At 55.6% G+C, this 20,262-nt stretch carries 23 protein-coding genes; 12 read left to right on the top strand and 11 right to left on the bottom strand.

The window, feature by feature from the left end:
- Both HXO69_RS03440 and HXO69_RS03435 read left to right on the top strand, forming a co-directional pair.
- The coding region (locus tag HXO69_RS03440; protein ID WP_296545307.1) for a DUF933 domain-containing protein at positions 1 to 709 on the top strand (709 nt) is incomplete at its 5' end.
- A gap of 148 nt (positions 710 to 857) precedes the next feature.
- The gene (locus HXO69_RS03435) at positions 858 to 3,245 is read left to right on the top strand and encodes an AAA family ATPase (RefSeq protein WP_296545306.1); all 2,388 of its coding nucleotides are present in this window, start codon (positions 858 to 860) and stop codon (positions 3,243 to 3,245) included.
- A 338-nt stretch (positions 3,246 to 3,583) separates the two neighbouring features.
- Here the strand turns inward: HXO69_RS03435 and HXO69_RS03430 are convergent, their stop codons facing one another.
- Positions 3,584 to 3,652, bottom strand: coding sequence for a hypothetical protein (locus HXO69_RS03430; RefSeq protein ID WP_296545313.1), 69 nt, complete (start codon positions 3,650 to 3,652; stop codon positions 3,584 to 3,586).
- Between the two features lie 18 nt (positions 3,653 to 3,670).
- Here HXO69_RS03430 and HXO69_RS03425 point away from each other — a divergent pair, with 18 nt between their 5' ends.
- From HXO69_RS03425 to HXO69_RS03405, 5 genes are all read left to right on the top strand, one after another.
- Positions 3,671 to 3,904 carry a hypothetical protein gene (locus HXO69_RS03425; protein ID WP_365668231.1) on the top strand — a complete coding sequence of 78 codons (234 nt, stop codon included), beginning with the start codon at positions 3,671 to 3,673 and terminating at the stop codon, positions 3,902 to 3,904.
- Positions 3,792 to 4,136 (top strand): antirestriction protein ArdA, encoded by a 345-nt coding sequence (locus tag HXO69_RS03420; RefSeq protein ID WP_365668227.1) that lies wholly within the window; start codon positions 3,792 to 3,794, stop codon positions 4,134 to 4,136. The genes HXO69_RS03425 and HXO69_RS03420 overlap by 113 nt, the downstream gene beginning before the upstream one ends.
- A 223-nt stretch (positions 4,137 to 4,359) precedes the next feature.
- A complete protein-coding gene (locus tag HXO69_RS03415; protein WP_296545304.1) occupies positions 4,360 to 6,351 on the top strand; it encodes a class I SAM-dependent DNA methyltransferase in 1,992 nt (663 codons plus the stop codon).
- Positions 6,348 to 7,406 (top strand): restriction endonuclease subunit S, encoded by a 1,059-nt coding sequence (locus tag HXO69_RS03410; RefSeq protein WP_296545301.1) that lies wholly within the window; start codon positions 6,348 to 6,350, stop codon positions 7,404 to 7,406. Before HXO69_RS03415 ends, HXO69_RS03410 begins: the two co-directional genes overlap by 4 nt.
- Positions 7,403 to 7,618 carry a helix-turn-helix domain-containing protein gene (locus HXO69_RS03405; RefSeq protein WP_296545299.1) on the top strand — a complete coding sequence of 72 codons (216 nt, stop codon included), beginning with the start codon at positions 7,403 to 7,405 and terminating at the stop codon, positions 7,616 to 7,618. Before HXO69_RS03410 ends, HXO69_RS03405 begins: the two co-directional genes overlap by 4 nt.
- A 74-nt stretch (positions 7,619 to 7,692) precedes the next feature.
- Here the strand turns inward: HXO69_RS03405 and HXO69_RS03400 are convergent, their stop codons facing one another.
- The 3 genes from HXO69_RS03400 to HXO69_RS03390 all read right to left on the bottom strand — a co-directional run bounded on the left by HXO69_RS03400 (position 7,693) and on the right by HXO69_RS03390 (position 8,632).
- Positions 7,693 to 7,902: a hypothetical protein gene (locus tag HXO69_RS03400; protein ID WP_296545298.1), complete on the bottom strand. Its 210-nt coding sequence runs from the start codon at positions 7,900 to 7,902 to the stop codon at positions 7,693 to 7,695.
- Positions 7,903 to 8,058: 156 nt separating this feature from the next.
- A complete protein-coding gene (locus tag HXO69_RS03395; RefSeq protein ID WP_296545296.1) occupies positions 8,059 to 8,190 on the bottom strand; it encodes a hypothetical protein in 132 nt (43 codons plus the stop codon).
- A gap of 229 nt (positions 8,191 to 8,419) precedes the next feature.
- Complete coding sequence (locus tag HXO69_RS03390) at positions 8,420 to 8,632, bottom strand: molybdopterin-binding protein (RefSeq protein WP_005505155.1); 213 nt, start codon at positions 8,630 to 8,632, stop codon at positions 8,420 to 8,422.
- 329 nt (positions 8,633 to 8,961) lie between these two features.
- Between HXO69_RS03390 and HXO69_RS03385 the strand changes: the two genes are divergently transcribed.
- Positions 8,962 to 9,330, top strand: a complete 369-nt coding sequence (locus HXO69_RS03385) for a zinc ribbon domain-containing protein YjdM (protein ID WP_070680342.1) — start codon at positions 8,962 to 8,964, stop codon at positions 9,328 to 9,330.
- A 158-nt stretch (positions 9,331 to 9,488) separates the two neighbouring features.
- Here the strand turns inward: HXO69_RS03385 and HXO69_RS03380 are convergent, their stop codons facing one another.
- The 3 genes from HXO69_RS03380 to HXO69_RS03370 all read right to left on the bottom strand — a co-directional run bounded on the left by HXO69_RS03380 (position 9,489) and on the right by HXO69_RS03370 (position 11,544).
- A complete protein-coding gene (locus HXO69_RS03380) occupies positions 9,489 to 9,746 on the bottom strand; it encodes a GlsB/YeaQ/YmgE family stress response membrane protein (RefSeq protein ID WP_005505157.1) in 258 nt (85 codons plus the stop codon).
- Between the two features lie 166 nt (positions 9,747 to 9,912).
- On the bottom strand, positions 9,913 to 10,305 hold the full coding sequence (locus HXO69_RS03375; protein WP_070690666.1) for a hypothetical protein: 393 nt from the start codon (positions 10,303 to 10,305) through the stop codon (positions 9,913 to 9,915).
- A gap of 465 nt (positions 10,306 to 10,770) precedes the next feature.
- Positions 10,771 to 11,544 (bottom strand): LppP/LprE family lipoprotein, encoded by a 774-nt coding sequence (locus tag HXO69_RS03370; protein ID WP_296545293.1) that lies wholly within the window; start codon positions 11,542 to 11,544, stop codon positions 10,771 to 10,773.
- A 278-nt stretch (positions 11,545 to 11,822) separates the two neighbouring features.
- On the opposite strand from HXO69_RS03370, the gene tpx reads away from it, so the two are divergent.
- Complete coding sequence (tpx, locus tag HXO69_RS03365) at positions 11,823 to 12,323, top strand: thiol peroxidase (RefSeq protein ID WP_005505164.1); 501 nt, start codon at positions 11,823 to 11,825, stop codon at positions 12,321 to 12,323.
- 214 nt (positions 12,324 to 12,537) lie between these two features.
- On the opposite strand, the gene HXO69_RS03360 is transcribed toward tpx, so the two are convergent.
- The 3 genes from HXO69_RS03360 to HXO69_RS03350 all read right to left on the bottom strand — a co-directional run bounded on the left by HXO69_RS03360 (position 12,538) and on the right by HXO69_RS03350 (position 15,192).
- Positions 12,538 to 13,509: an AzlC family ABC transporter permease gene (locus HXO69_RS03360; RefSeq protein ID WP_296545291.1), complete on the bottom strand. Its 972-nt coding sequence runs from the start codon at positions 13,507 to 13,509 to the stop codon at positions 12,538 to 12,540.
- Positions 13,510 to 13,518: 9 nt separating this feature from the next.
- Positions 13,519 to 13,854, bottom strand: a complete 336-nt coding sequence (locus tag HXO69_RS03355) for a branched-chain amino acid transporter permease (RefSeq protein ID WP_296545290.1) — start codon at positions 13,852 to 13,854, stop codon at positions 13,519 to 13,521.
- A gap of 531 nt (positions 13,855 to 14,385) precedes the next feature.
- On the bottom strand, positions 14,386 to 15,192 hold the full coding sequence (locus HXO69_RS03350) for an AzlC family ABC transporter permease (protein ID WP_296545289.1): 807 nt from the start codon (positions 15,190 to 15,192) through the stop codon (positions 14,386 to 14,388).
- Positions 15,193 to 15,416: 224 nt separating this feature from the next.
- On the opposite strand from HXO69_RS03350, the gene HXO69_RS03345 reads away from it, so the two are divergent.
- Positions 15,417 to 15,944 (top strand): OsmC family protein, encoded by a 528-nt coding sequence (locus HXO69_RS03345; protein ID WP_193388450.1) that lies wholly within the window; start codon positions 15,417 to 15,419, stop codon positions 15,942 to 15,944.
- A 309-nt stretch (positions 15,945 to 16,253) separates the two neighbouring features.
- A complete protein-coding gene (locus HXO69_RS03340; RefSeq protein ID WP_296545288.1) occupies positions 16,254 to 17,747 on the top strand; it encodes an amino acid permease in 1,494 nt (497 codons plus the stop codon).
- Positions 17,748 to 17,897: 150 nt separating this feature from the next.
- Here the strand turns inward: HXO69_RS03340 and HXO69_RS03335 are convergent, their stop codons facing one another.
- The gene (locus HXO69_RS03335) at positions 17,898 to 19,370 is read right to left on the bottom strand and encodes a hypothetical protein (RefSeq protein WP_296545287.1); all 1,473 of its coding nucleotides are present in this window, start codon (positions 19,368 to 19,370) and stop codon (positions 17,898 to 17,900) included.
- A gap of 254 nt (positions 19,371 to 19,624) precedes the next feature.
- On the opposite strand from HXO69_RS03335, the gene HXO69_RS03330 reads away from it, so the two are divergent.
- On the top strand, positions 19,625 to 20,176 hold the full coding sequence (locus tag HXO69_RS03330; RefSeq protein ID WP_296545286.1) for an NUDIX domain-containing protein: 552 nt from the start codon (positions 19,625 to 19,627) through the stop codon (positions 20,174 to 20,176).
- Positions 20,177 to 20,262 lie beyond the last annotated feature (86 nt).

The raw sequence follows: 20,262 nt of genomic DNA, 5'->3' as shown, positions 1-20,262 counted from the left end.
GACCATTAACACTGAGCTGATTCTGGCTGACCTGCAGACTTTGGAGAACGCTATTCCGCGTCTGGAGAAGGCTGTGAAGATTAAGAAGGGTGACGCCGCTCAGCTGGAGACTTATAAGGCTGCGCAGAAGATCCTGGAGGATGGTGAAACCATCATTTCTCGTGCGAAGGACGCGAAGCTGGAGCTGGCTCATTTGAAGGAGCTGAACCTGCTGACTGCTAAGCCGTTCATTTACGTGTTCAACGCGGATGAGGGCATTCTGGCGTCTGAGGAGAAGCAGCAGGAGCTGCGTGACATGGTGGCGCCGGCTGAGGCTGTGTTCCTGGATGCGAAGCTGGAGGCTGATCTGGTGGAGCTGTCTGAGGAGGAGGCTCGCGAGATGCTGGAGATGAACGGTCAGGATGAGTCCGGCCTGGACCAGCTGGCTCGTGTGGGCTTCTCGACCCTGGGTCTGCAGACTTACCTGACTGCTGGCCCGAAGGAGGCCCGCGCCTGGACTATTTACAAGGGCGATACTGCGCCGCAGGCTGCTGGCGTGATTCACTCTGACTTTGAGCGCGGCTTCATTAAGGCTGAGGTTGTGTCTTTCAAGGACCTGGACGAGGCGGGCTCCATGGCGGAGGCGAAGGCTCGCGGCAAGGTCCGTATGGAGGGCAAGGACTACATCATGCAGGACGGCGATGTGGTGGAGTTCCGCTTCAACGTCTAAGCTTAGAATAATTAAATAAATTAATATCTGAGTAACAGTGAAGTTATAAGATCCCCTTGAGACAGTTGTATCTATGATGAACTGATACTCAAGGGGATTTTATTATATATATTCAATGTAGGTAATCTACTAGTTCTAGGAGGAACAAATGGTTGATATTGAAAGAATCTGTAGCATAAAAATTAATAAAGATTATGTAGGGTATAAAAAGTATCCCGTTTTTCAAAATATAAACAATGAAAATGAATGGGCAGGGTTGGCTCAATGTTCAATTATTCTCGGAAATAATGGTTCAGGTAAATCGACGATTGCCCAAGCTTTTAAAAGTAAGACTAATCATGTAGATCTCTTGGATGATGATGATAATTTGATTGAGGGTGAACTTGAAAATATTTACCTCTTTGATGAAAAATTTATAATCAATAATTTCCGCAAACTTGAGGATGACTATCTAGGATCTATAGTTCTTTTAGGTGAAGCAGTTCAAGTCCAGGAAGAGATAGATAAGCTCAGACAAGAACTACGCAAAAAAACCAGCGTTAAAGATGGTGTTGAAATAGGGATAAGTCGTCTTGAAGACAAAAGAGACAATTTAATTAAGGATATTGAGAATACTATATCTTATAAAGATGAAAATGGGTGGAACCCAAGTTCCTGGAAGGGGCGTACGCAGTACTACAACGTTGTAAAGAATCAGTATAAAAATCGTCCTGCTGGCTATGTTGAGCGTATCAAGGAAGAGACGCGAGATTTAGGGGAAATGCCATCTAAGGATGAGTTGCTAAAAGAATTCAATGAAAGCGTAGAAGAGCTAAATAAAGTATCTAATTTTCAGCAAATTAATTGGCGGCCTAATATGCTTTCTGTTCCTTTTAGCTTAAATAAAATTAAAGAAAGCATAGATGCTGTTCAGGTGCTTCGTGGGACAAATGATACGGATAAATACTATCAGAGAGTTCATCAATCTTCTGCAGGGATGGAGGAGCTTGAGCGCCGTATCAGAGTAACATTTTCAAAAGATTCTTCATTTTGTCCGCATTGTTTTCAGGATATTGGTGAAAATGTCAAGAATGAAATCATTGAATCAATTAATAAATATATTGTTGATATTAATAATAATCGAGAAATTCAAGAGCTACAAAGGTTGAAATTTTCTTGGCGTCCAGAGATGCAGAAACTGCCTGATATCTGTTTGCCTGATGAAATGATCAAATCTATCGAAGGTGATTTTTCTGCACTTTATGAAATATGTGAAGGGATAAATTCGGCAATTCAAGAAAAAATTGATAATCCTGATAAGGGAGTAAACCTTGACGATATTGACCCTAGCGTCGTAGTGAGTCGAATAAATCAAAAATATAACGAAATTTTTAAAATGGTTGAGAAGTATAACTCTCAGGGTGGGCAGGCCAAAGATATACGTCGAAGGTGTGAAGATATAAATCATGAAATTACAATTATTGAAACATATAAAGATGTTCAACTCCTAAAAGAAGTGGAAACTAAAATATTGGAAGTAAACCGTCGTAAAGAAAATATTGAAGAGGAAATAAATGGTATTTCTGAAAGATTGGGGATTGAAGAGGCTAAATTAAGGAGTGAAAGTGAAGCTGCGGATAAAATTAATGATCTCCTATCGATAGTATTCGGTCCTGACGTAATCGTTCTAGAAGCTGGAGGAAGGCATGGGTATCGTGTTGTAAATAAGGGTAAAGATGTCCCCCCGAGTAGGCTCTCTACTGGAGAGCAAAATATTCTTTCTCTGTGCTACTTCTTCGTTAAAATCGCAGACGGGGAGGAATATGAAAATTCTTTGAATAGTAACAAAATTATTATCCTTGATGACCCAATTTCTAGTTTTGATTATGATAATAAATTTGGGGTGATTAAACTTCTGGGATACATAATTCGTAAGATTTTCCCTAGTGGGTCTAGTTCCAAATTATTAATTACTACTCATGATATTTTTGTTGCTCATGAGTTGTCAAAATTAATTTCATATATATCTAATAGTGTAGTTTTACAATGTTGGCATCTTCAGGATGAGCTAATATCGACAAACTTTGAATATATTGACGAATATAGAGAAATGCTAGCTCGAATGTTTAAGTTTGCTACGGATGAGACCATAGTGGATGATGTGCCGGCGGCAAATGAAATTCGTCGTGTTTGGGAAGCGTTTTTGCGTTTTGAATTAGGACAGTCTGGAGTTGCTAATAGAAGTTCTATAGCGAAAATTCAAGAATACTATAGGGAGAACCGGATGCGAAAGGAGTGCGATTTTATGGATAAATTTATTTCTCAGGTATATATTAATACAGATTCACACTCTGGCCATCAAATGTTGGGCGATAATATTAGTCTTCAACCTACTCTAAAAGTAGGGGATTTCAGGGAGTTTATTAAAGAAATTCTATGCTTTATTCATCTTGTGTCTCCGCATCACATCGCTTTGCGACTCGGTGGAAATTCTGAAACTATTGACGGTAATAGGGAAAAGATTGATGATCTATGTCAGAAAATTGTGGGTTCTTAAAAAGTCTCGATGGCACGTCTTAAGCAGACTCGAATTATGGTTCCCGTCATCATTGAAGCGGCAGAAGAAGGAAAAATAATTGGGACGGAATGAATGCTTACTGTCGTGCTTTGCGTGCACGCGCTGAGCAGTCACTTAACCTGGCGTTAGGAGATCCTGTAGAGCCTCAATAATATGTCTGTTACAAACAGCAGGTTATCTGAGAGTAGGATTTGTCTGAAAACCTATGTGACATAAAAGCGGAGCCCCGCACTGTGTGTACAGTGCGGGGCTCCGCCCTGTTAACCCTCGCACGCTACAAAAAGCAGCCGCCCGGGTGTAAGTCTTATTGACCGGGATTAGTTGTCAGCGCCAACCATAACGCTGGACGCCTTGATGACTGCGTAAGCGGTCTCGCCAACCTTCAGGCCCAGCTCCTCGATGCGATTGTCTGTTATGACCTTGACCGCCTCATACGCCAGCCTCGGGAGCTGGAGGATTGGATTGATCGCACGGAGTCCCGAGGTCTGCTTCTCGTGACAGCCAACGGAGACGCCGACCTCACCCCTGAGGACATCCATCGCCCCCACTTCTCACGAAGAACTATGGTGCTTCGACCTCACGGGCTTCCCGAGCGGTACCGGCGAGATGTCGCCGTCTGCTGCTACCTCGTGGGGTGACCTCTACGAGGAGGCGGGGGAGATGCAGTGGGGTGCCCTGCTGGCATGGGTGGAGACTAGCTGCTACGTGGCTGATGTGGACGGCCTGCCGTGTGCGTCTGACTTCGAGGATCGCTACTGCAGCTTCTGGGACTCGGAGAACGACTGCTCTGCCCACCTCGCCGAGGAGATGTGCATCTGGGACGAGGTTCCCGAGCACCTACACAGCTACTTCGACATCGACGCCTGGTAGTGCGATGAATGATTCGACTATGCCATCGCCAACGTCCCTGACGGCGGCGTCTTTATCTTCCGTGCCCACTGAACGCACATCTGCCCCCCTGGAGGTCACACCGACCTCTAGGGGGTCGTTTTTCAGACAAAACCCGTCCTTTTGTTGCCGTGTCTGACTATTCTCAATGCAATATATCTGATACAGTCTGAGGTAGAAACGGCCCGCCAAAGAGAGGAAGAACATGGCGAACGAGAGGGCGACGGACCAGATCGTCCGTGACATGCTACGCGAAATTGGTTTTAATCGCCCCTGGGAACAGGACGGTGGCCCCCAGTGGAAGCGAGATGCCCTCAAGGGTGGGTCGAAGTCTGCCTCGGCCAATGCTGAGGGCAAGCCTGAGTTCGTCTTCGTCTCAGATGGTTTCGTCGTCGTGGTTGAGGACAAGAAGGACGTGCAGCGCACGCGCTACCTCGTCGATGGTGACCCGATCACCGAGCATCCCTACCGTGCTGACTACGCGCTCAATGGTGCGATCCACTACGCGAAGACGATGCTTGCCAACGGCATCCCGTTCGACAAGGGTGTCTTCGCCGTGGGTGTCGGCGGTGGCGAAGTCCACCATGAGATCGCCGTGTCCTACCTGGCCCCTGGCTTTGTCAAGCACCTTGACGACCTCGACAACCTCGAAGTGTTCTCCGAGAAGGAGATTGGCGAGTACTATGCCGTTCAGGTTCGCGGACAGCGCCCGCGCGCTGAAGTTCGACTTGACGATGTTCGTGCCGCTGCTGAGCGCCTGCACGAGGGGATGCGCAACTACGGCTCCGTTGAAAACGACCGCAAGGCGCCGCTCGTCTCAGCGATTCTCCTGGCGCTCAAGAACCCCTATTTCGACCTCGACAGCCTCAAGAGCATTTCGCCCCGTAACAATTACCAGGTGTGGGATGGGCGCATCATCTACGATGCTGCCGAGCAGTACATGAAGTCCGAAGCACTCATGCCTCAGGCGAAGATCGGCACGCTCCTTGACCAGTTCTCCTTCATCAAGCAGGCACCGCAGCTCAACCGCTCCCACCGAGACCTCGGCGAGTCTCCCCTCAAATGGATGACTCGCATCCTGGAGAACGACGTGTACCACGTTGTCACTGACCCTTCGATGGCCTTCGACGTGCTCGGCAACTTCTATCACGAGTTTATCTCGTACGGTGGAGGTGACGGATCGGGCCTCGGCATCGTGCTTACGCCCGAGCACGTCACGACGCTCATGGCTGAGCTGATCGACGTGAATGCCACCGACTACGTTCTCGACCCCACCGCAGGCACCGCTTCCTTCCTTATCGCTGCCATGCAACGGATGTTCGACGACGTGGGCGACAACGCGGCCATGCGCGAGGACATCCGCAAGAACCGCCTTTACGGCATCGAGCTCCAGGACAAGCTCTTCGCAATCGGCACCACGAACATGATCCTGCGAGGCGATGGCAAGGCGAACTTCCGTCGCGACTCGATCTTCGAGGCTCCAATGGCAGAAATGCGCGGGGACATGAAGCTGTCTGACGGCACAATCGCCCTCGGACACGGCTTCACCAAGGTGCTCCTCAACCCGCCCTACTCGCAGGCCAAGGACAAGAACACCCGCAACCTCTCCGAGCTCGCCTTCATCGAGCGTGCGCTGGAGTTCCTCAACCCTGGTGGCAAGCTCGCCGTGATCGTGCCCCAGTCCGCGATGGTCGGCAAGACTAAGGAGGATAAGGCACGCAAGCGCTTTATCCTTGAGCACCACACGCTCGACACGGTAATCACCATGAACCCGATGACCTTTGCAAACTCGGGGCACACGCCCCACACGGTCATCGCGATCTTCACGGCAGGACGCAAGCACCCTGAGGGTCAGAAGGTTCGCTTCGTGAACTTTGAGAAGGACGGCTGGGGCGTCGCCCCGCACCGTGGCCTTGTGGACGACGGCACGGTCGCCTCGCGCCGCAAGCACCTCCTGGAGGTTCTGCGCGGTGATGCCCAGGATGACACGAGTTTCATCGTCCGATCCGAGGTCACTGCCGAGGACGAGTGGCAGCACAGCTACTTCTACTTCAACGACGTGCCACCGACCTACGAGGACTTCATGAAGACGGTCGCTGACTACGTGACCTGGCAGGTTGATATGCACGCCCACGGGCTCGGCGACCTCATCACGCCGTCTCTGAACGTCACCAGTGACGAGGAGGCCGGCGAATGAGCGTCCTCGACACCCTCGACTTTCAGCCGATGCTCATCGTCGACATGTTTCGTCCCCACAAGGGGAAGCGACTTGTGGCAGCGCATCGTCAACCTGGCAAGACTCCGTTCGTTGGAGGCTCTGAGTCCTACAACAGCATCACAGGGTTTTCCGATGTTGACCCGCTCTTCCCTGGCGGATGGATTACTCTTGTCTACAACGGATCAGTGGGACAAACTCGCTTGCAACCAGCACCCTTCTTCGCTTCTGATGACGTGATTGCCCTTGAGCCAATCGCTAAGAATGTCTCCGAAGCCGCACTTCTTGTCTGTTGCGCGATCATTCAACGAGAATGTGTCAACAAGTACTCCTATGGGTCGAAGCTGAACTTGCAACGTTTGAATCGTCAGACCGTTATGGTTCCGACGGCTGTGGGGAGCGACGGCACTATCGAGGCCGACTGGGACGGCATGGACCGCCTTGGCGCAGAGCTGCTGGACCAGGTTGTCACACGCACACACAGCGCTCGCGAGACTCGCCTCGCTGACGACGACACGCTCCCGGAACTGAGGTTCGAACCAATGTTGATAGATGAATTGTTCATTCAACACCGTGGCAAGCAGGCGACCCGAAATGATAGTGGCAAGACTCCATATGTTGTTGCGGCTTCACGCCACAACAGCCAGGTGGGGTTTGTTGATGAGCAACCACTGTTTCCTGGGAAATGGTTAGCCATGGTTAATACTGGGGCTGGAGGAGTCGGATATTGCACATACCAACCTGTTCCCTTTTGGGGTTCCAATAATGTGACTGCGTTGGAACCAAGATACGCCGATGCTTCAGAATCCGCATTGATGTTCCTTGCTGGTTGTGTGCGGTTGCAGACCTTTGGAAAGTTTTCGTACGGGAATATCGCAAATATGCGCAGACTTGGAAGAACTCGCATCATGGTTCCCGTCGTCACCAATGCTGAGGGCGAGGACGTGGTGGACTGGGAGGGCATGAGCGCCTATGGACACGCCCTGCGTGTACGTGTTGAGCGTGCCATTACACCCGTCATTGGGAGCCTGTCATGAGTCGTGTACCGAACCCGGCGCACGGTGTCGGTCAGGACATCCGCATCGCTCGCCGTGCCCTCGGCTGGAGCCAGACCGAGCTGGCCAACCGTGCTCAGGTCTCACGTCCGACTATCGCTCGTGTCGAGACTGGTGTCAACATCTCCACCGGGACGCTGGAAAAGGTAGTCAAGGCGCTCGGAAAGCGTCTGCACATCTCAGACCAACCCTGACGCCCTCAGGAGCCCCTACAACGAACGAAAACCCCCGAGGCGACCTCAGTCGTGTCGGGGGTTCTCGTTCTCTCTTACGCCTTCTGAGCATCATCACGCTGTGTTGGTTGTGTGCCTGTCACCTTGCGATCGTTCGTGCTCTTAGTTTCACGTTCACGTTTCTTCGCCGTTGCGAGCTTCGGATCAATCGGTCCGTGATGAACCTCAATGGTCTTTCCATTCGCCAATCGAAACAACATTGCTTCGCCCCATCTCAAATGAGTCGTTGCTGCTATCGCAGTCATGAGTCGTACTCTTGGTGGTCGTGCTGGCCTTGTTGAGCCGCTGCTCGATCACGCGCTGACTACGCTGCTGTCTGTCGAGAGTGCGCTCTCGCCGCTGCTCTCTGCCAGCCGTCACCGCCTTCGCGAAGTCGGCGAACTTGTCGGACTCGGTGAAGTTCACGTGCGCGGCAAGTGCACGAGAAACGTCGTCGTCGTGACCGTGCCGCCCTCCATCTCGCCGCGCTTGTTCTTCTTGTCCTTCGTGATCTTACGCGACAACCTCGCGGCGCGAGCATCGCCGTATTCCATGACTTCGCGGATGTCCTCACAGGGGCGGAACCCGCCCTCGCCTTCGCTCCTCTCTGTGAGGATATGACGTTCGTCTCGTGCAAAACGTGGTGGAGTTCCGCTTCAACGTCTAAGCGATAAAAACATAAAAAACGGAGCCCCGCACTGTGTGTACAGTGCGGGGCTCCGCCCTATTAACCCTCGCGCGCCATAGAAGTAGCCGCCCGGGTGTAAGTCTTATTGACCGGGATTAGTGGTCAGCACCAACCATAACGTTGGATGCCTTGATGACTGCGTAAGCGGTCTCGCCAACCTTCAGGCCCAGCTCCTTGATGGACTCATTGGTGATGGAAGCAGAGATAACAACCTCCGGAGCGATCTCAATCTTAACGATGCCGTTAGTCGCACCCTCAGTAATCTCAACAACCTTGCCAGCGAACTGGTTACGTGCAGAAAGCTTCATGAAGCCGTGCCTTTCACTACTCAAAACGTACAAATACTCTAAGCACTATACACGCCGCAGCCGTTCAGAAGCACCTTCCAACCAAAATATTACGCATGAACCATGCGAAATTTATTTTCGGCTTCACCCACGCCCCGAACCCACCCCAAAAGACCAGCAAAAACCAGCCTCACACATGCGGTTCACACCCGCCAAATGGTATAGTCAGCACGAACGCGAGAACCCTCGCACCCTCCACCGTCGCACCCCGCCCTCGCTGACGCGCGCCCACACGCCGCAGCCACATACCGCAGGGGAGCGGCGCGTCCGCACAGATCGAAGAAGGAACCATGAGCGAAAACCTCAACGAAATCGAAGCACCCGCCTGCCCCGAATGCAACGAAAACTACACCTACGAAATGGGCGAACTCTGGGCATGCCCCATGTGCGGCCACGAATGGGAACGCACCGCAGCAGGCGAAACCGAAGAAGAAGCAGGTGCCAAGGTTCTCGACTCCGTCGGTAACGAGCTCGTCGACGGCGACTCCGTCACCATCGTCAAGGGTCTGAAGGTCAAGGGCGGCGCAGACATCAAGGCAGGCACCAAGGTGCGCGGCATCCGCCTGCTCGAATCCCCCGTCAACGGCCACGACATTGAGGCGAAGGTCCCCGGTGCAGGCCAGATGTACCTGAAGTCCTCCGTCGTGAAGAAGGCATAAGCCAAGGCGATATAAGCCAAGAAGACGTAAAACGCCTCCTGCGAGGCGCAGAAAAGGCGGCACCTCCCGCACTAGCTCACGCTAGGGGAGGTGCCGCCTTTGTGTATGAGGGGCTCATCTGAGAAAAGCTCAGCGCGCCCTCAATAGGTCGGAATGTTTTACTTCCTGCCGGTAAGGCCCAGGTAGACGGAAATAGTCAGCATTGCTGCGAAAATTGAAATAATCCAGCGGATCCAGTCAATGCCGCTGGTGTCCGCTACACCCAGCTGGGTCGCTGCCCAAGTGCCGATAGCCGCGCCGACAGCACCGCAGATAATGGTCCAAAGAATCGAAATGTTCTGACGGCCTCGCATGAAGAAACGTGCGATCGCGCCAATAATTGCGCCGGTAATAATGGTGCCGATAATAGTGCCCATTGTTCTCTCCAAAGGTTGTACACCTGCCGCTGTGACAGGTGGTGTGTTAGTTCCAGTGTAGGCAATACTGGTTACGGAAAGCTTAATAACGGGTATGTTAAGGTAAACGGCACCTCAATGTTTTACGTGTAAAACACTGAGGTGCCGTTCCTAACGGACGAAGCGACTACTTCGACTTACGCCAAATCTTCAGAGCGCTACAAATCAGCGGCAGCTGCAGGGGCAGGCGACCGTACGCAATAGCCTTACGCTGAGTGGACTGGTTACGCGCATCCAGAGCCATCTGAATGTTCGCGGGGAACACCGCAACAAACAACAGCGCCGCAAGCAGACCACCAGTACGGCGGGTCTTATCATTAGCCAGCAGGGCAGCGGTGCCCAGCTCAGCTACACCCGAACCGTGAGTGTACGCGTGGGCAGGACCCGGCAGGTACTTCGGCACAATCGAGTCGAAGGGATCCGGGATGATGAAGTGCAGCGCACCCATCACAGCGAGGGCACGAGCCATGCGAGTAGCCGAGCGCTCAGCGCTGTACTCTTTCTTCTTAAAAATACTCATGCTCCCATTATGCGCCCGTCAGAGGCGTATTCCTTGGCTCAGGGCACGCTGAACCGCTGCGTGTTTGACTGTCTAAAATGCGGACTTGGCACGTCAAACAGAAAACGTTGTTCAAAAGCAGGTAAGATAGGGAGCAACGGCACCACGTGCGGATGACACCCCGCCTGCCCTCACCTTCAGGTGAGTCGCCAGACGGAGTAAAACACCGGGTGCCTACCGGAACAATCAAAGGAGTTATACCGTGAAGAAGATTCTGTGCATCGCTATCCTGGCAGGCGCCGCATACTTCGGTTACAAGAAGTTCGTTGCCTAAATAGCTAGCCCTCGGGCACTCTACATATCCTTAAGCAACGAAAACCCGCCGTCTCACATATGCACCATATGCGAGACGGCGGGTTTCTCGTATGCCCAATCTCCTGGGCATCAAACACGTAGCCTATAAGGTGAACCGGCTATTCGCTCGGTCTAGTAGCTCGGCGGAACCTCACCGGTCATCACAACCTTGTTCTGCGAAGAGCTCCAGCTGAACTCAGCAGTCGTGCGACCGCTCGCGTTGTGTACCTTCTCGTCTTCCTTCATGTAACGGTAGGTCACGCTAATCGAGCTGTCCGAGGTACGGGTAATCACCGGAGAGAACGAGTACGGCTCATAGGTTGCGGTACCAATGAACTTGCCGCGGTGGAACAGCAGAATGTGGTGCACCATCGCCGCGGTGCAACACGAAGACGGGGAAGAACCCGGAATCGCGTCAATCCACGACAGCTCAGCACAGGGGTCGTAACCCTCGTAGCTTGCCGAAACGTTCGTCCACTGATCCCACTTGCTCTTATTCTTCAACTCGCGCAGAGCCTTAGACACCACGGTCGATGCAGAATCAGACGCGCAGGTGGAATCCTTCTTCGACTCAGACTTAGAGGTCTTCGACTCGGAGGCGGTCGGCTCAGCATGAACCGTAATCGTCACCACCGACGGCACCGGAGCAGGCGACGAAGCACTCGGGGTAGCGCTTGCGGATGCGCTCGGGGTAGCGCTAGGGCTCGCCGACGGGGTCGGGAACAGTGCCTGAGTGGAGGTCGCGCTCGCGGATGCAGAAGCGCTGCTAGAAGAAGACACTACGGTACCCGAAACAGCAGAATCAGTGCTTGCCGAGCAGGACGTGACAACAAGAGCTAGAGCGGCGCCCAGTGCGGGTAGAGCCAAAGCGGTGCGGCCGGTGAAACGGCGGTGAGTAGAAGACATGAATACTCCTGAAGATGCGCTGCAACGCGCATCGGTGCTGGTCAAGAAGTGAATAGTGTGAACTCGTCCAGTATAGGGAAAAAGAAGCGGACGCGCGGCGCGTGCGGTCAGCGCTGTTCATTACCGTAGAGTCACAGGCCGGGATTAGCGCTAGACAGCGGCTACAGCAGAGCCAGGGGAGGCGAAGCGGCACCGCAGAAAATCAGCTATGCGGAAACTCCGCCCGCTAGTGCCTGTGTCCCCTTGCACACCCGCCGTATCCAAGGGACAATGAAAGCATGGCTGAAGTAACTCTACATAACGAACTCGTAATCCACACCAACGGTGACCTGCCCGCAGTCGGCGCAAAGCTGCCCGAATTTTCGGTTCTTGCGGCTGATCTCTCCGAGATTTCCTCCGCAGATTTCGCAGGTAAGAACCTGGTGCTGAACATCTTCCCCTCCGTCGACACCGGTGTTTGCGCAAACAGTGTCCGCACCTTCAACAAGCAGGCTGCAGGCCTGGAGAACACCGTCGTGCTGTGCGTCTCTAACGACCTGCCCTTCGCAATCGGCCGCTTCTGCGCAGCCGAGGGCATTGAGAACGTCGTGACCTCCTCCGCTTTCCGTTCCTCCTTCGGTGAGGACTTCGGCGTGAAGCTCGTGGACGGCCCCCTGGCTGGTCTGCTGGCACGCTCCGTGGTTGTCGTGAACCCCGCCGGTGAGGTTGTCTACACCGAGCTGGTTCCCGAAACCACCAACGAGCCCAACTACGAAGCAGCCCTGGCAGCTATCAAGTAAGCTTAGTACGGGACCGGACGTAAGCCCGGCACCCGCATAGTACTTCCGTCAGGGACACCTGGCGGTACACAGCACAGCAGATACTGAACGTCTACAGCGCATGATCTAGGGTTCACCCACACATGCGGCTGGCGACAGCATAACGCCCCGCCCACCCGGTATTTCGGGTGGGCGGGGCGCTTTACTATATCCAGACTTAGTGCGCGATTCAGACTTAGTGTGCAGAGATGCCGGGATGGCCGGGAGCGTCGGAGGTTTCGGCAGTTTCGGCGGCTTCGGCGGGCTCCTCATCCGCGACCAGCATATGCTCCGGCAGGGTGCCTCGGCGCTTAGCCACCACAAAACGCGATACCAGCAGCAGAATGTACACCACCATCGAAATCAGCAGCATCGACTGCGGCGCCACCAGCAGACCAACCGCCGCAGACACACCCGCAATAGCGGCAGTCGTGCGGTCCTTAGAACTGCGATACGCATCGATAGCGAGCACCGCAAAGAGCGCCGTCATCACAAAATCCACGCCCTTGAGCTCGCTCAAGAAGCTTGCACCCAGCACATAACCGAGCGTAGCGCTCGCCAGAACGCTCAGGTGCAGGCCCGCGTGGATCCACAGGATGCGGGAGGCACGAAGCTTATGGCGGTCCGGTCCGGTGTTCAGCGCGTACGCCTCATCAATGAGGGTGTACACGGTGTAGAACTTCGCCAAACCACCCCGCACACGCTCAATCGGGTAGGACAGGCCGTACATGAGGTGGCGCGAATTAATGAGCAGAGTCATCACCGCGATAGAGAACAGCGAGGCGTGATTCGACACCATATCAATCAGCACAAACTCGACCGAACCGGCAAAAACCAGCATCGGCAGCAGGGGAGCCACCCAGAACGGCAGGCCGTAACTGTGCACCAGCACGCCCAGACCAATGCCGACAAAGAACAGGCCCAGCATAATCACGCCGGCAACACGCATCGCCTCCGCGAAGCCGCTCTCGCGCGGCTGCTGAGGCTCCTGTGCATCGGGGGAGGCGGGCGCCTCCACCACGGGAATCATTCCGGTTAGCGGAAGCGCAGAAGCAATGACCTGCTCCACCTGCTCGGGAGAAGCCTGATGGGGCGCCGCCTGGCTCGCCTGCTGCGGTGCAGGCTGAGAAGAAGCAGCGGAAGAAACAGGATTCTTAGAGATGCTCATCATGACCCCCTAGAAAACCCAGTTAGCCAGAACAACACAGGTGACGGTACCCGCAACCATGCTCAGCACCATATTCTTACGCCACAGGTGCGCACCCACGGTCACCACCAGGCCCGCCAGGTACGGTGCCGCCGTTTCAATGGAAGAATAATCAATCTTTGCCACCGCATAGATGGCAAGCAACGCAACCGCGCCGAGCGGAATCCAGTGGCTGAGCGCATCCAAAAGTTCGGAGCCAGCCAGAGCCTTCTTCAAACCGAAGGGAAGCAAACGAAGCAGGAACGTAATGCCTGCAGCCACAAGAATCGCGGCAAGAATATAGCCGGTGGTCACTTCACTGTTCATGAAGATTTTCTCTTTCTGCACATACTCAGCGAAAGACCCCGAAAGAGTGCCCCGAAAAGAGCGGAAGAGCCCTGAAAGAAGCGTGCGGATAAAGCCGTGAAAACATCCGCGAAAAAGGGTAGGGAGAGCCCAACCGAAGAAGGGGCTGGGGGCTAAGTAGTGCGGTAGGTACGTGAGTTGATGAAAGCCGCGAAACATGGAGGCGGAGGGTCGTTCCTCCTACACGAGTTTTCTGCGTGGATAGTTCTGTGCAGATAGTTCTGGGCGGGTAGTTGCGCGCGCCAGTAGTTCTCGTGCGTGACCTCGGGTGATGCCGCTCCCGGTGCGGTGTTACTCCGGGGCGGCACAGCGTTCTGCGTCGCTAGTTTCCTTAGCGGTGTCTTTCATCTGAGTCATGGTGTACCTTCACCTCTGGGAGCCTCCGCGCAGGTTCGCGCGGGAGGCATCTTAATAATCCTAGAAATAGAAAGAGGGGGAGAGCGAAGCTCCACTCATCTATCCTAACCGGTTTTGAACACGTATGTAACGTTCTTACCGCTGTGTGGAAGCGGGTGCATCAGCGGTAGCGGCGCTTTCAGCCTCAGCCGCCACCTCATGCACAGTACGATGCGGCAGAGTACCGCGGCGTTTCGCCACCGGGAAACGCGCCAGCAGCAGCAACACATACGAACCCAACGCCACCACCAGGAACGAGGACGGCGCAAAAATCAGTGCAACCACAGCCGAAACCGCCACAAAGAGCGCCGTCACACGATCCGGGTTAGCGCGGTAGCCGTCCATCGCAAGAACCGTGAAGATGGCTACCATCACGAAGTCCACGCCCTTCAGGCTGCTGAGGAAGCTTGCGCCCAGCACATACCCGAGGACTACGCTCAGAACCCACGACACGTAAATCAGCATGTTCACCCACAGAATGCGCGCCCCCGAACGCTCATTACGATCGGGACCGGAGTTGAGAGCAAACGCCTCATCGCAAAGAGTGTGAATCGCCAGAGCCTTAGCCCAGAAACCCTTCACATTGTGCAACGGGTAGGAAAGACCGTACACCAGGTGGCGCGCATTCACCAGGAACACCGTCAACGCAATCGACGCTAGGGGCGCGCCACCGCTGACCATGCCCACCATCAAAAACTCCACCGAACCGGCAAAAACTAGGGCAGATAGCAGCGGCGCAGTCCAGATCGGCAGGCCGTGCGCGTTGAGGATAATACCCAGACCCAAACCCAGCACAGCGATACCGAGCATCACCACGGAAGAATCCGCAACAGCCAAGCGGAAATCATTCTGCGTGCTCGTACGCCCAGTGCCGGGACGCCCAGTGCCGGGGGTCTGTGCCATAAAAGAAGTTCCTTGTGTATGTTGTGCTCTTCAAAAAATCTACTGTGTGCGTGAGGGACTTCGAAGCTCCGCCGCGGTTTTCCAGTGTATAGGAGCAAGCGGTTGACCGACGAGAAAAAGAGTCCGGGAATAAAATAATGAGAAACACGCTTATAGTGAATGACGCTAAACAACGCGGCGCTGAATAACCTAGCGACCGTGCAGACAACCCGAAAGGAACCTCAATGGCTGAACAGAACAACGCTGAACAGAACAACAGCGTGCAGAACAACGCCGAGCAGACTGCAGAAGAGCAGAAGAAGGTGTACTCGCGCCAGCAGGAACGCCGCGAACTCGACAACTACCGCCAGACCAAGATCGAGCGCATCGACCGCCTGCGCTACCGTGCCTACGGTGCCAACGGCGCAACCCTCGACTTCGGTGTGGGCGAGGGCCTGCTGACCCCCGTCGAGCTGCTGCTCGCCGCAATTGCCGGCTGCTCCTCCGTAGACGTGGACGCGGGCACCTCCCGCCGCTCCACCCCCGAGGTGTTCGAGGTGCTCGCCTCGGCGCTGAAGCAGACCGAAGACGGCGCGGTGCGCCTCGACGACGTTGAGGTGGACTTTGATGTGCGTTTCCCTGCCGATGAGCAGGGCGCCAAGGCACAGAAGATGGTGGACCGTCTGATTCAGCTCAGTGAGCAGAAGGACTGCACCGTTTCTCGTACCGTGGAGCACCCCACGAACGTTTCGTTCCACAACCTGGCTGACTAAAGCCGGGTGAGCTGAATAGATCGGGTGAATTAGCCTGATAGGGAACCCTCCCGTACCGCTTGTGATGAAGCGGGTACGGGAGGGTTTTTCTGTGTTTTTGTGGTTTTGGGTGGAAAAGAGCCTAAAAAGCGAGTAGGATTGACCCTCAGATTAGGAAAACTTACGGTACGTAAGAAATCCTTAAGATTAAAGAATTTCTTGACCCAGGCACAAACCTTCGGCGGCACCACCCGCAGCAGGACTAGACTGGACACCAGACTAGACCGCTAGCAAACGCACGAAGCAATAGCCTCAGAAAGAAGACCTGACATGGCACAGCCTACAGAGACTTCCGGCGCTGCATCGGAAGCCACCCCCGCAGAGGGTGAACTGAAGCGAGGCCTCTCCGCCCGCCACATGCAGATGATCGCAATCGGCGGCGCAATCGGCACCGGCCTCTTCGTCGCCTCCGGTAAGACCATCTCCACTGCAGGCCCCGGCGGCGCAATCCTCGCCTACGCCCTCATCGGCGTCATGGTGCTGTTCCTCATGCAGTCCCTCGGCGAGATGGCTGCACACCTGCCCGTCCCCGGCGCATTCCAGACCTACGCGGCACGCTACGTGTCCCCGTCCTTCGGCTTTGCCATGGGCTGGAACTACTGGTTCAACTGGGCGATTACCGTCGCCGCCGAGCTCGTCGCCGTCGGTGAGGTGATGAGGTACTGGTTCCCGGACGTCCCATCCTGGGTGTGGGCGGCAGGATTCCTCGTGCTGCTGACCGGCATCAACGCCCTCTCGGCACGCTCCTACGGTGAGAGTGAGTTCTGGCTCGCCACCATCAAGGTCGTCACCGTGGTCGTCTTCCTCATTGCTGGTATTGCGATGATCTTCGGCATCCTGGGCGGTAGCTCGCCGGGCTTCTCCAACTGGACCGTCGGTGAGGCACCCTTCGTTGGCGGCGCACCCGCCGTGCTCGCCATCTTCATGGTGGCTGGCTTCTCCTTCCAGGGCACCGAAATGATTGGTGTGGCTGCTGGTGAGTCCGAGAACCCCCGCCGCGACGTGCCCCGCGCACTGACCAGCGTGTTCTGGCGCATCATGCTCTTCTACATTGGTGCGATGGTCGTCATCGGCTTCCTGATTCCTTACTCCGACCCGAACCTGCTCACCGCAGCGGACGGCAACATCAACATCTCCCCGTTCACCCTCATCTTCGAGCGTGCGGGCATCGCCTTCGCGGCAGCCATTATGAACGCCGTGATCCTCTCCGCAGTGCTCTCTGCGGGTAACTCGGGCCTGTACGTTTCGGCTCGTATGCTCTTCGCGCTCGCGCAGGAGGGCAAGGCTCCGAAGATGTTCACCCGCATCAACTCCGGTGGCGTGCCCATGAACGCGCTGCTGGCAACCGCCGCTATCGGCGCGGTCGGCTTCATCGCCGCACTGCTTTCGCCGGACGGCGCGTACCTGTGGCTGGTGAACGTGTCCGGTCTGGCTGGCTTCATCACCTGGGTGGGTATCGCCGTGGCTCACTACCGTTTCCGCCGCGCGTACCTGAAGCAGGGTAACAGCCTGAAGGACCTGCCCTACGTGGCGCCGTTCTTCCCTGCAGGCCCGATTATCGCCTTCCTCATGTGCCTGGTCGTCATTGGCGGTCAGAACTACGAGGCGTTCCTCAGCGGCGACTGGTTTGGCGTTCTGAGCTCCTACATTGGTCTGCCCGTGATTATTGCGGTCTGGCTGGTGCACCGCGTGGTCACTCGCGACCGCATCATTCCGCTGGAGCAGATTGACGTGAGCGGCATTGAGGTTAAGGCTTCGAAGTAACGCGAACGCATACGCCAGCTGATAGACTCTGCTGGCTGAATTAGCTGATACGTGAAGAGCCGCCGGTTCCCCTTGAATGGGGAGCCGGCGGCTCTTTGCTATGCGCGGTTTATTCCGGATGGGCGGGCTAGGCTGTGCGCCCTGCAGCTCTTAGGAGCGGCGGCGCGAGCGCAGAACGCTCAAACCCAGACCCGCGCAGATAGCGGCAACGCCAATGCCAACAATCACGCCAACGCTGGATGCACCGGTGCTCGCCAGGGTAGCCTTCTTGGGGCTGTCCTTTGCCGGGGTGTTCATTGCCAGCGTGTCCTGAGCCGAGCGGGCGGCGGTCACCGGAGCCTCCTGAGCGGGCTTGCTCTTGGGATGCGCAACGGTTGCATCCTCCAGCTTGTCAGCGTTGGGGGTCTTATCGGCAACCGGTGCCTGATCTGCCGCGGGTGCCTTGTCGGCAGGCATCGGAGCTTTAGGCAGTGCCGGGACGGTCGGTGCATCGGTCGGGTTCACGCCCACGGTTGCTTCGGGCAGGGGTGCTACGGTGGGTGCGTCGGTCGGGTTCACGCCCACGGTTGCCTCGGGCAGGGGTGCCACGGTGGGTGCGTCGGTGGGGTTCACACCAATGGTTGCTTCCGGTAGCGGTGCTACGGTGGGTGCGTCAGTGGGGTTCACACCGACGGTTGCCTCCGGCAGGGGTGCCACGGTGGGTGCGTCGGTCGGGTTCACACCGACGGTTGCTTCGGGTAGCGGTGCCACGGTGGGCGCGTCGGTCGGAACCGCCGAAACCACGGGCTCCTGCGCGAAAAGCTCAAGAGGCTTCTGAGCATCAAACGAACCGTACTCGGCACCCTCAACGCCGGCAGCCATGGTGCCCGCAATGTACTTGTGGGAGGTATTCAGCGTCGCCGCAACATCCGCCGGAACCTTCACCTCCGTCTCAAAGACACCGTTGTGAATCTGCGAAGCAGGTACCGTCACCTGAGCCACGAAACGCATACCCTGCTGGGGAAAACGGCCGGGAACCCACACGTTCGTATCAGACACCACCACACGCACACCGTGCGGGGTCGCCTCACCCGTGTAGCCGGTACCGCGCACCTTCAACACAGTCTCACCCTTGGTGTTCAGGCGCGGGGAATCCACGTGCAGAACCGGTGCGGCGCTATCCTTCACAACGTCCATGCGCAGAACCTGACCGCCCCCGTAACCATCAACGATGATATTAGCGACGAAGCTGTAGTTCTTCGCCGGGTCAATCAGGCTACCGGGAACGTAATGGGTCGCAGTCGCCGTGCCGTCCTTGAACGGGCCGTCAACGCGCACCGTCTGAATCGGGTTCAGAAACGGGAAACCCCTATGGTTTGCCTCATGCAAAGCCGGGGCGAAAGCGGTAGTTTTCGCGGGCAGTTTCGATGCCTTGAACGTAATCTTGTTCAGACGCAGAGCGGTCTTCAACTCACGGGTGTTGGCCTCAACCTTGTAGTTGTAGACCGTAATAACCGGCGGGTTATCCGGATTCGGGGTATTTGCTGCCGCAACAGAAGGCAGAGCGCCCAGGCTCAAGGAGGCGGCAAGAAGAACAGAAGCACCGGCGCTACCGTAGCGGCGGGCAGGAGAAGAGTTAGCCATCACGAAGTTCCTTCTACATGAGTGATTGAGCGATTCGCACTCTTCCTGTATCACGCCAAGTCGAGTGCGTATACGGTACCGCGACATCGCGGTTAATTACACCGTAACACGCACCTAAACGCATGAACCGGACATAAGATAACTCGCCGAAATATTACGTAAAACCACTGCCCGCAGGGCGCACAATAGGGCGGATGAATAAGACAAACACGTACAGCGCTGGGCAGAAGACAGGGAAATGCTAGGGTAGAAAGATGCCCACGCAGAAGAACCCGCAGAACCGAATAGAAACAGCCCAGCCCGCCCAGACCGCCCAGTCTGCTCAGCCAGCCGAGCGCAACGCTACTGAGCACAGCGCCATCGATAACGCCCACCGCGTCGTGAACGTGTGCGCCGTGGCAATCCGCAACCGGGACGGGCTCGTACTCACCGTGCGCAAGCAGGGCAGCGACGGGTTCATGATGCCCGGCGGCAAACCCGAACCGGGAGAAACCCCGCTACAGACAGCCTGCCGCGAAGTGAGCGAAGAAATCGGGCTCACCCCCGACCCCGCCCGGATGCACCACCTCCGACTGCTGGAAGCGGCGGCACTGAACGAGGCAGGCTTTACGGTACGCGCCGAAACCTTCGAATACGCCCCCATCGACGAGCAGTACGAGCAGCTGGCTACGCTGGTGCCGCATGCCGAAATCGCTGAGCTGCGCTGGGTCAACCCCGCCATGAGCAGCCCCTCCGATTCTGCATTGCAGGCACCCCTGAATACCGAGCAGATTTTCCCGCTACTGGCGCGCACCCCGCTACCGTAACCGCCGAGCCCAACGTGCCCCTGAACTGGCGGGCGGCACACATGAGGTACACAGGTACATCCGGTACCCTCAACACAGAACACCGC

The sequence above is a fragment of the Rothia sp. (in: high G+C Gram-positive bacteria) genome, from assembly GCF_015265375.1.
Taxonomy (GTDB): Bacteria; Actinomycetota; Actinomycetes; order Actinomycetales; family Micrococcaceae; genus Rothia.
The sequence above is the reverse complement of the archived record's forward strand: the minus strand, read 5'-3'. Positions and strand labels throughout refer to the sequence as shown.

Bases quoted from the DNA above. Each gene is read 5' to 3' on its own strand.
- HXO69_RS03435 (WP_296545306.1), top strand. From the start codon at position 858: ATGGTTGATATTGAAAGAATCTGTAGCATAAAAATTAATAAAGATTAT.
- HXO69_RS03415 (WP_296545304.1), top strand. From the start codon at position 4,360: ATGGCGAACGAGAGGGCGACGGACCAGATCGTCCGTGACATGCTACGC.
- HXO69_RS03410 (WP_296545301.1), top strand. From the start codon at position 6,348: ATGAGCGTCCTCGACACCCTCGACTTTCAGCCGATGCTCATCGTCGAC.
- HXO69_RS03405 (WP_296545299.1), top strand. From the start codon at position 7,403: ATGAGTCGTGTACCGAACCCGGCGCACGGTGTCGGTCAGGACATCCGC.
- HXO69_RS03400 (WP_296545298.1), bottom strand. From the start codon at position 7,902: ATGACTGCGATAGCAGCAACGACTCATTTGAGATGGGGCGAAGCAATG.
- HXO69_RS03395 (WP_296545296.1), bottom strand. From the start codon at position 8,190: ATGGAATACGGCGATGCTCGCGCCGCGAGGTTGTCGCGTAAGATCACG.
- HXO69_RS03390 (WP_005505155.1), bottom strand. From the start codon at position 8,632: ATGAAGCTTTCTGCACGTAACCAGTTCGCTGGCAAGGTTGTTGAGATT.
- HXO69_RS03385 (WP_070680342.1), top strand. From the start codon at position 8,962: ATGAGCGAAAACCTCAACGAAATCGAAGCACCCGCCTGCCCCGAATGC.
- HXO69_RS03380 (WP_005505157.1), bottom strand. From the start codon at position 9,746: ATGGGCACTATTATCGGCACCATTATTACCGGCGCAATTATTGGCGCG.
- HXO69_RS03375 (WP_070690666.1), bottom strand. From the start codon at position 10,305: ATGAGTATTTTTAAGAAGAAAGAGTACAGCGCTGAGCGCTCGGCTACT.
- HXO69_RS03370 (WP_296545293.1), bottom strand. From the start codon at position 11,544: ATGTCTTCTACTCACCGCCGTTTCACCGGCCGCACCGCTTTGGCTCTA.
- tpx (WP_005505164.1), top strand. From the start codon at position 11,823: ATGGCTGAAGTAACTCTACATAACGAACTCGTAATCCACACCAACGGT.
- HXO69_RS03360 (WP_296545291.1), bottom strand. From the start codon at position 13,509: ATGAGCATCTCTAAGAATCCTGTTTCTTCCGCTGCTTCTTCTCAGCCT.
- HXO69_RS03355 (WP_296545290.1), bottom strand. From the start codon at position 13,854: ATGAACAGTGAAGTGACCACCGGCTATATTCTTGCCGCGATTCTTGTG.
- HXO69_RS03350 (WP_296545289.1), bottom strand. From the start codon at position 15,192: ATGGCACAGACCCCCGGCACTGGGCGTCCCGGCACTGGGCGTACGAGC.
- HXO69_RS03345 (WP_193388450.1), top strand. From the start codon at position 15,417: ATGGCTGAACAGAACAACGCTGAACAGAACAACAGCGTGCAGAACAAC.
- HXO69_RS03340 (WP_296545288.1), top strand. From the start codon at position 16,254: ATGGCACAGCCTACAGAGACTTCCGGCGCTGCATCGGAAGCCACCCCC.
- HXO69_RS03335 (WP_296545287.1), bottom strand. From the start codon at position 19,370: ATGGCTAACTCTTCTCCTGCCCGCCGCTACGGTAGCGCCGGTGCTTCT.
- HXO69_RS03330 (WP_296545286.1), top strand. From the start codon at position 19,625: ATGCCCACGCAGAAGAACCCGCAGAACCGAATAGAAACAGCCCAGCCC.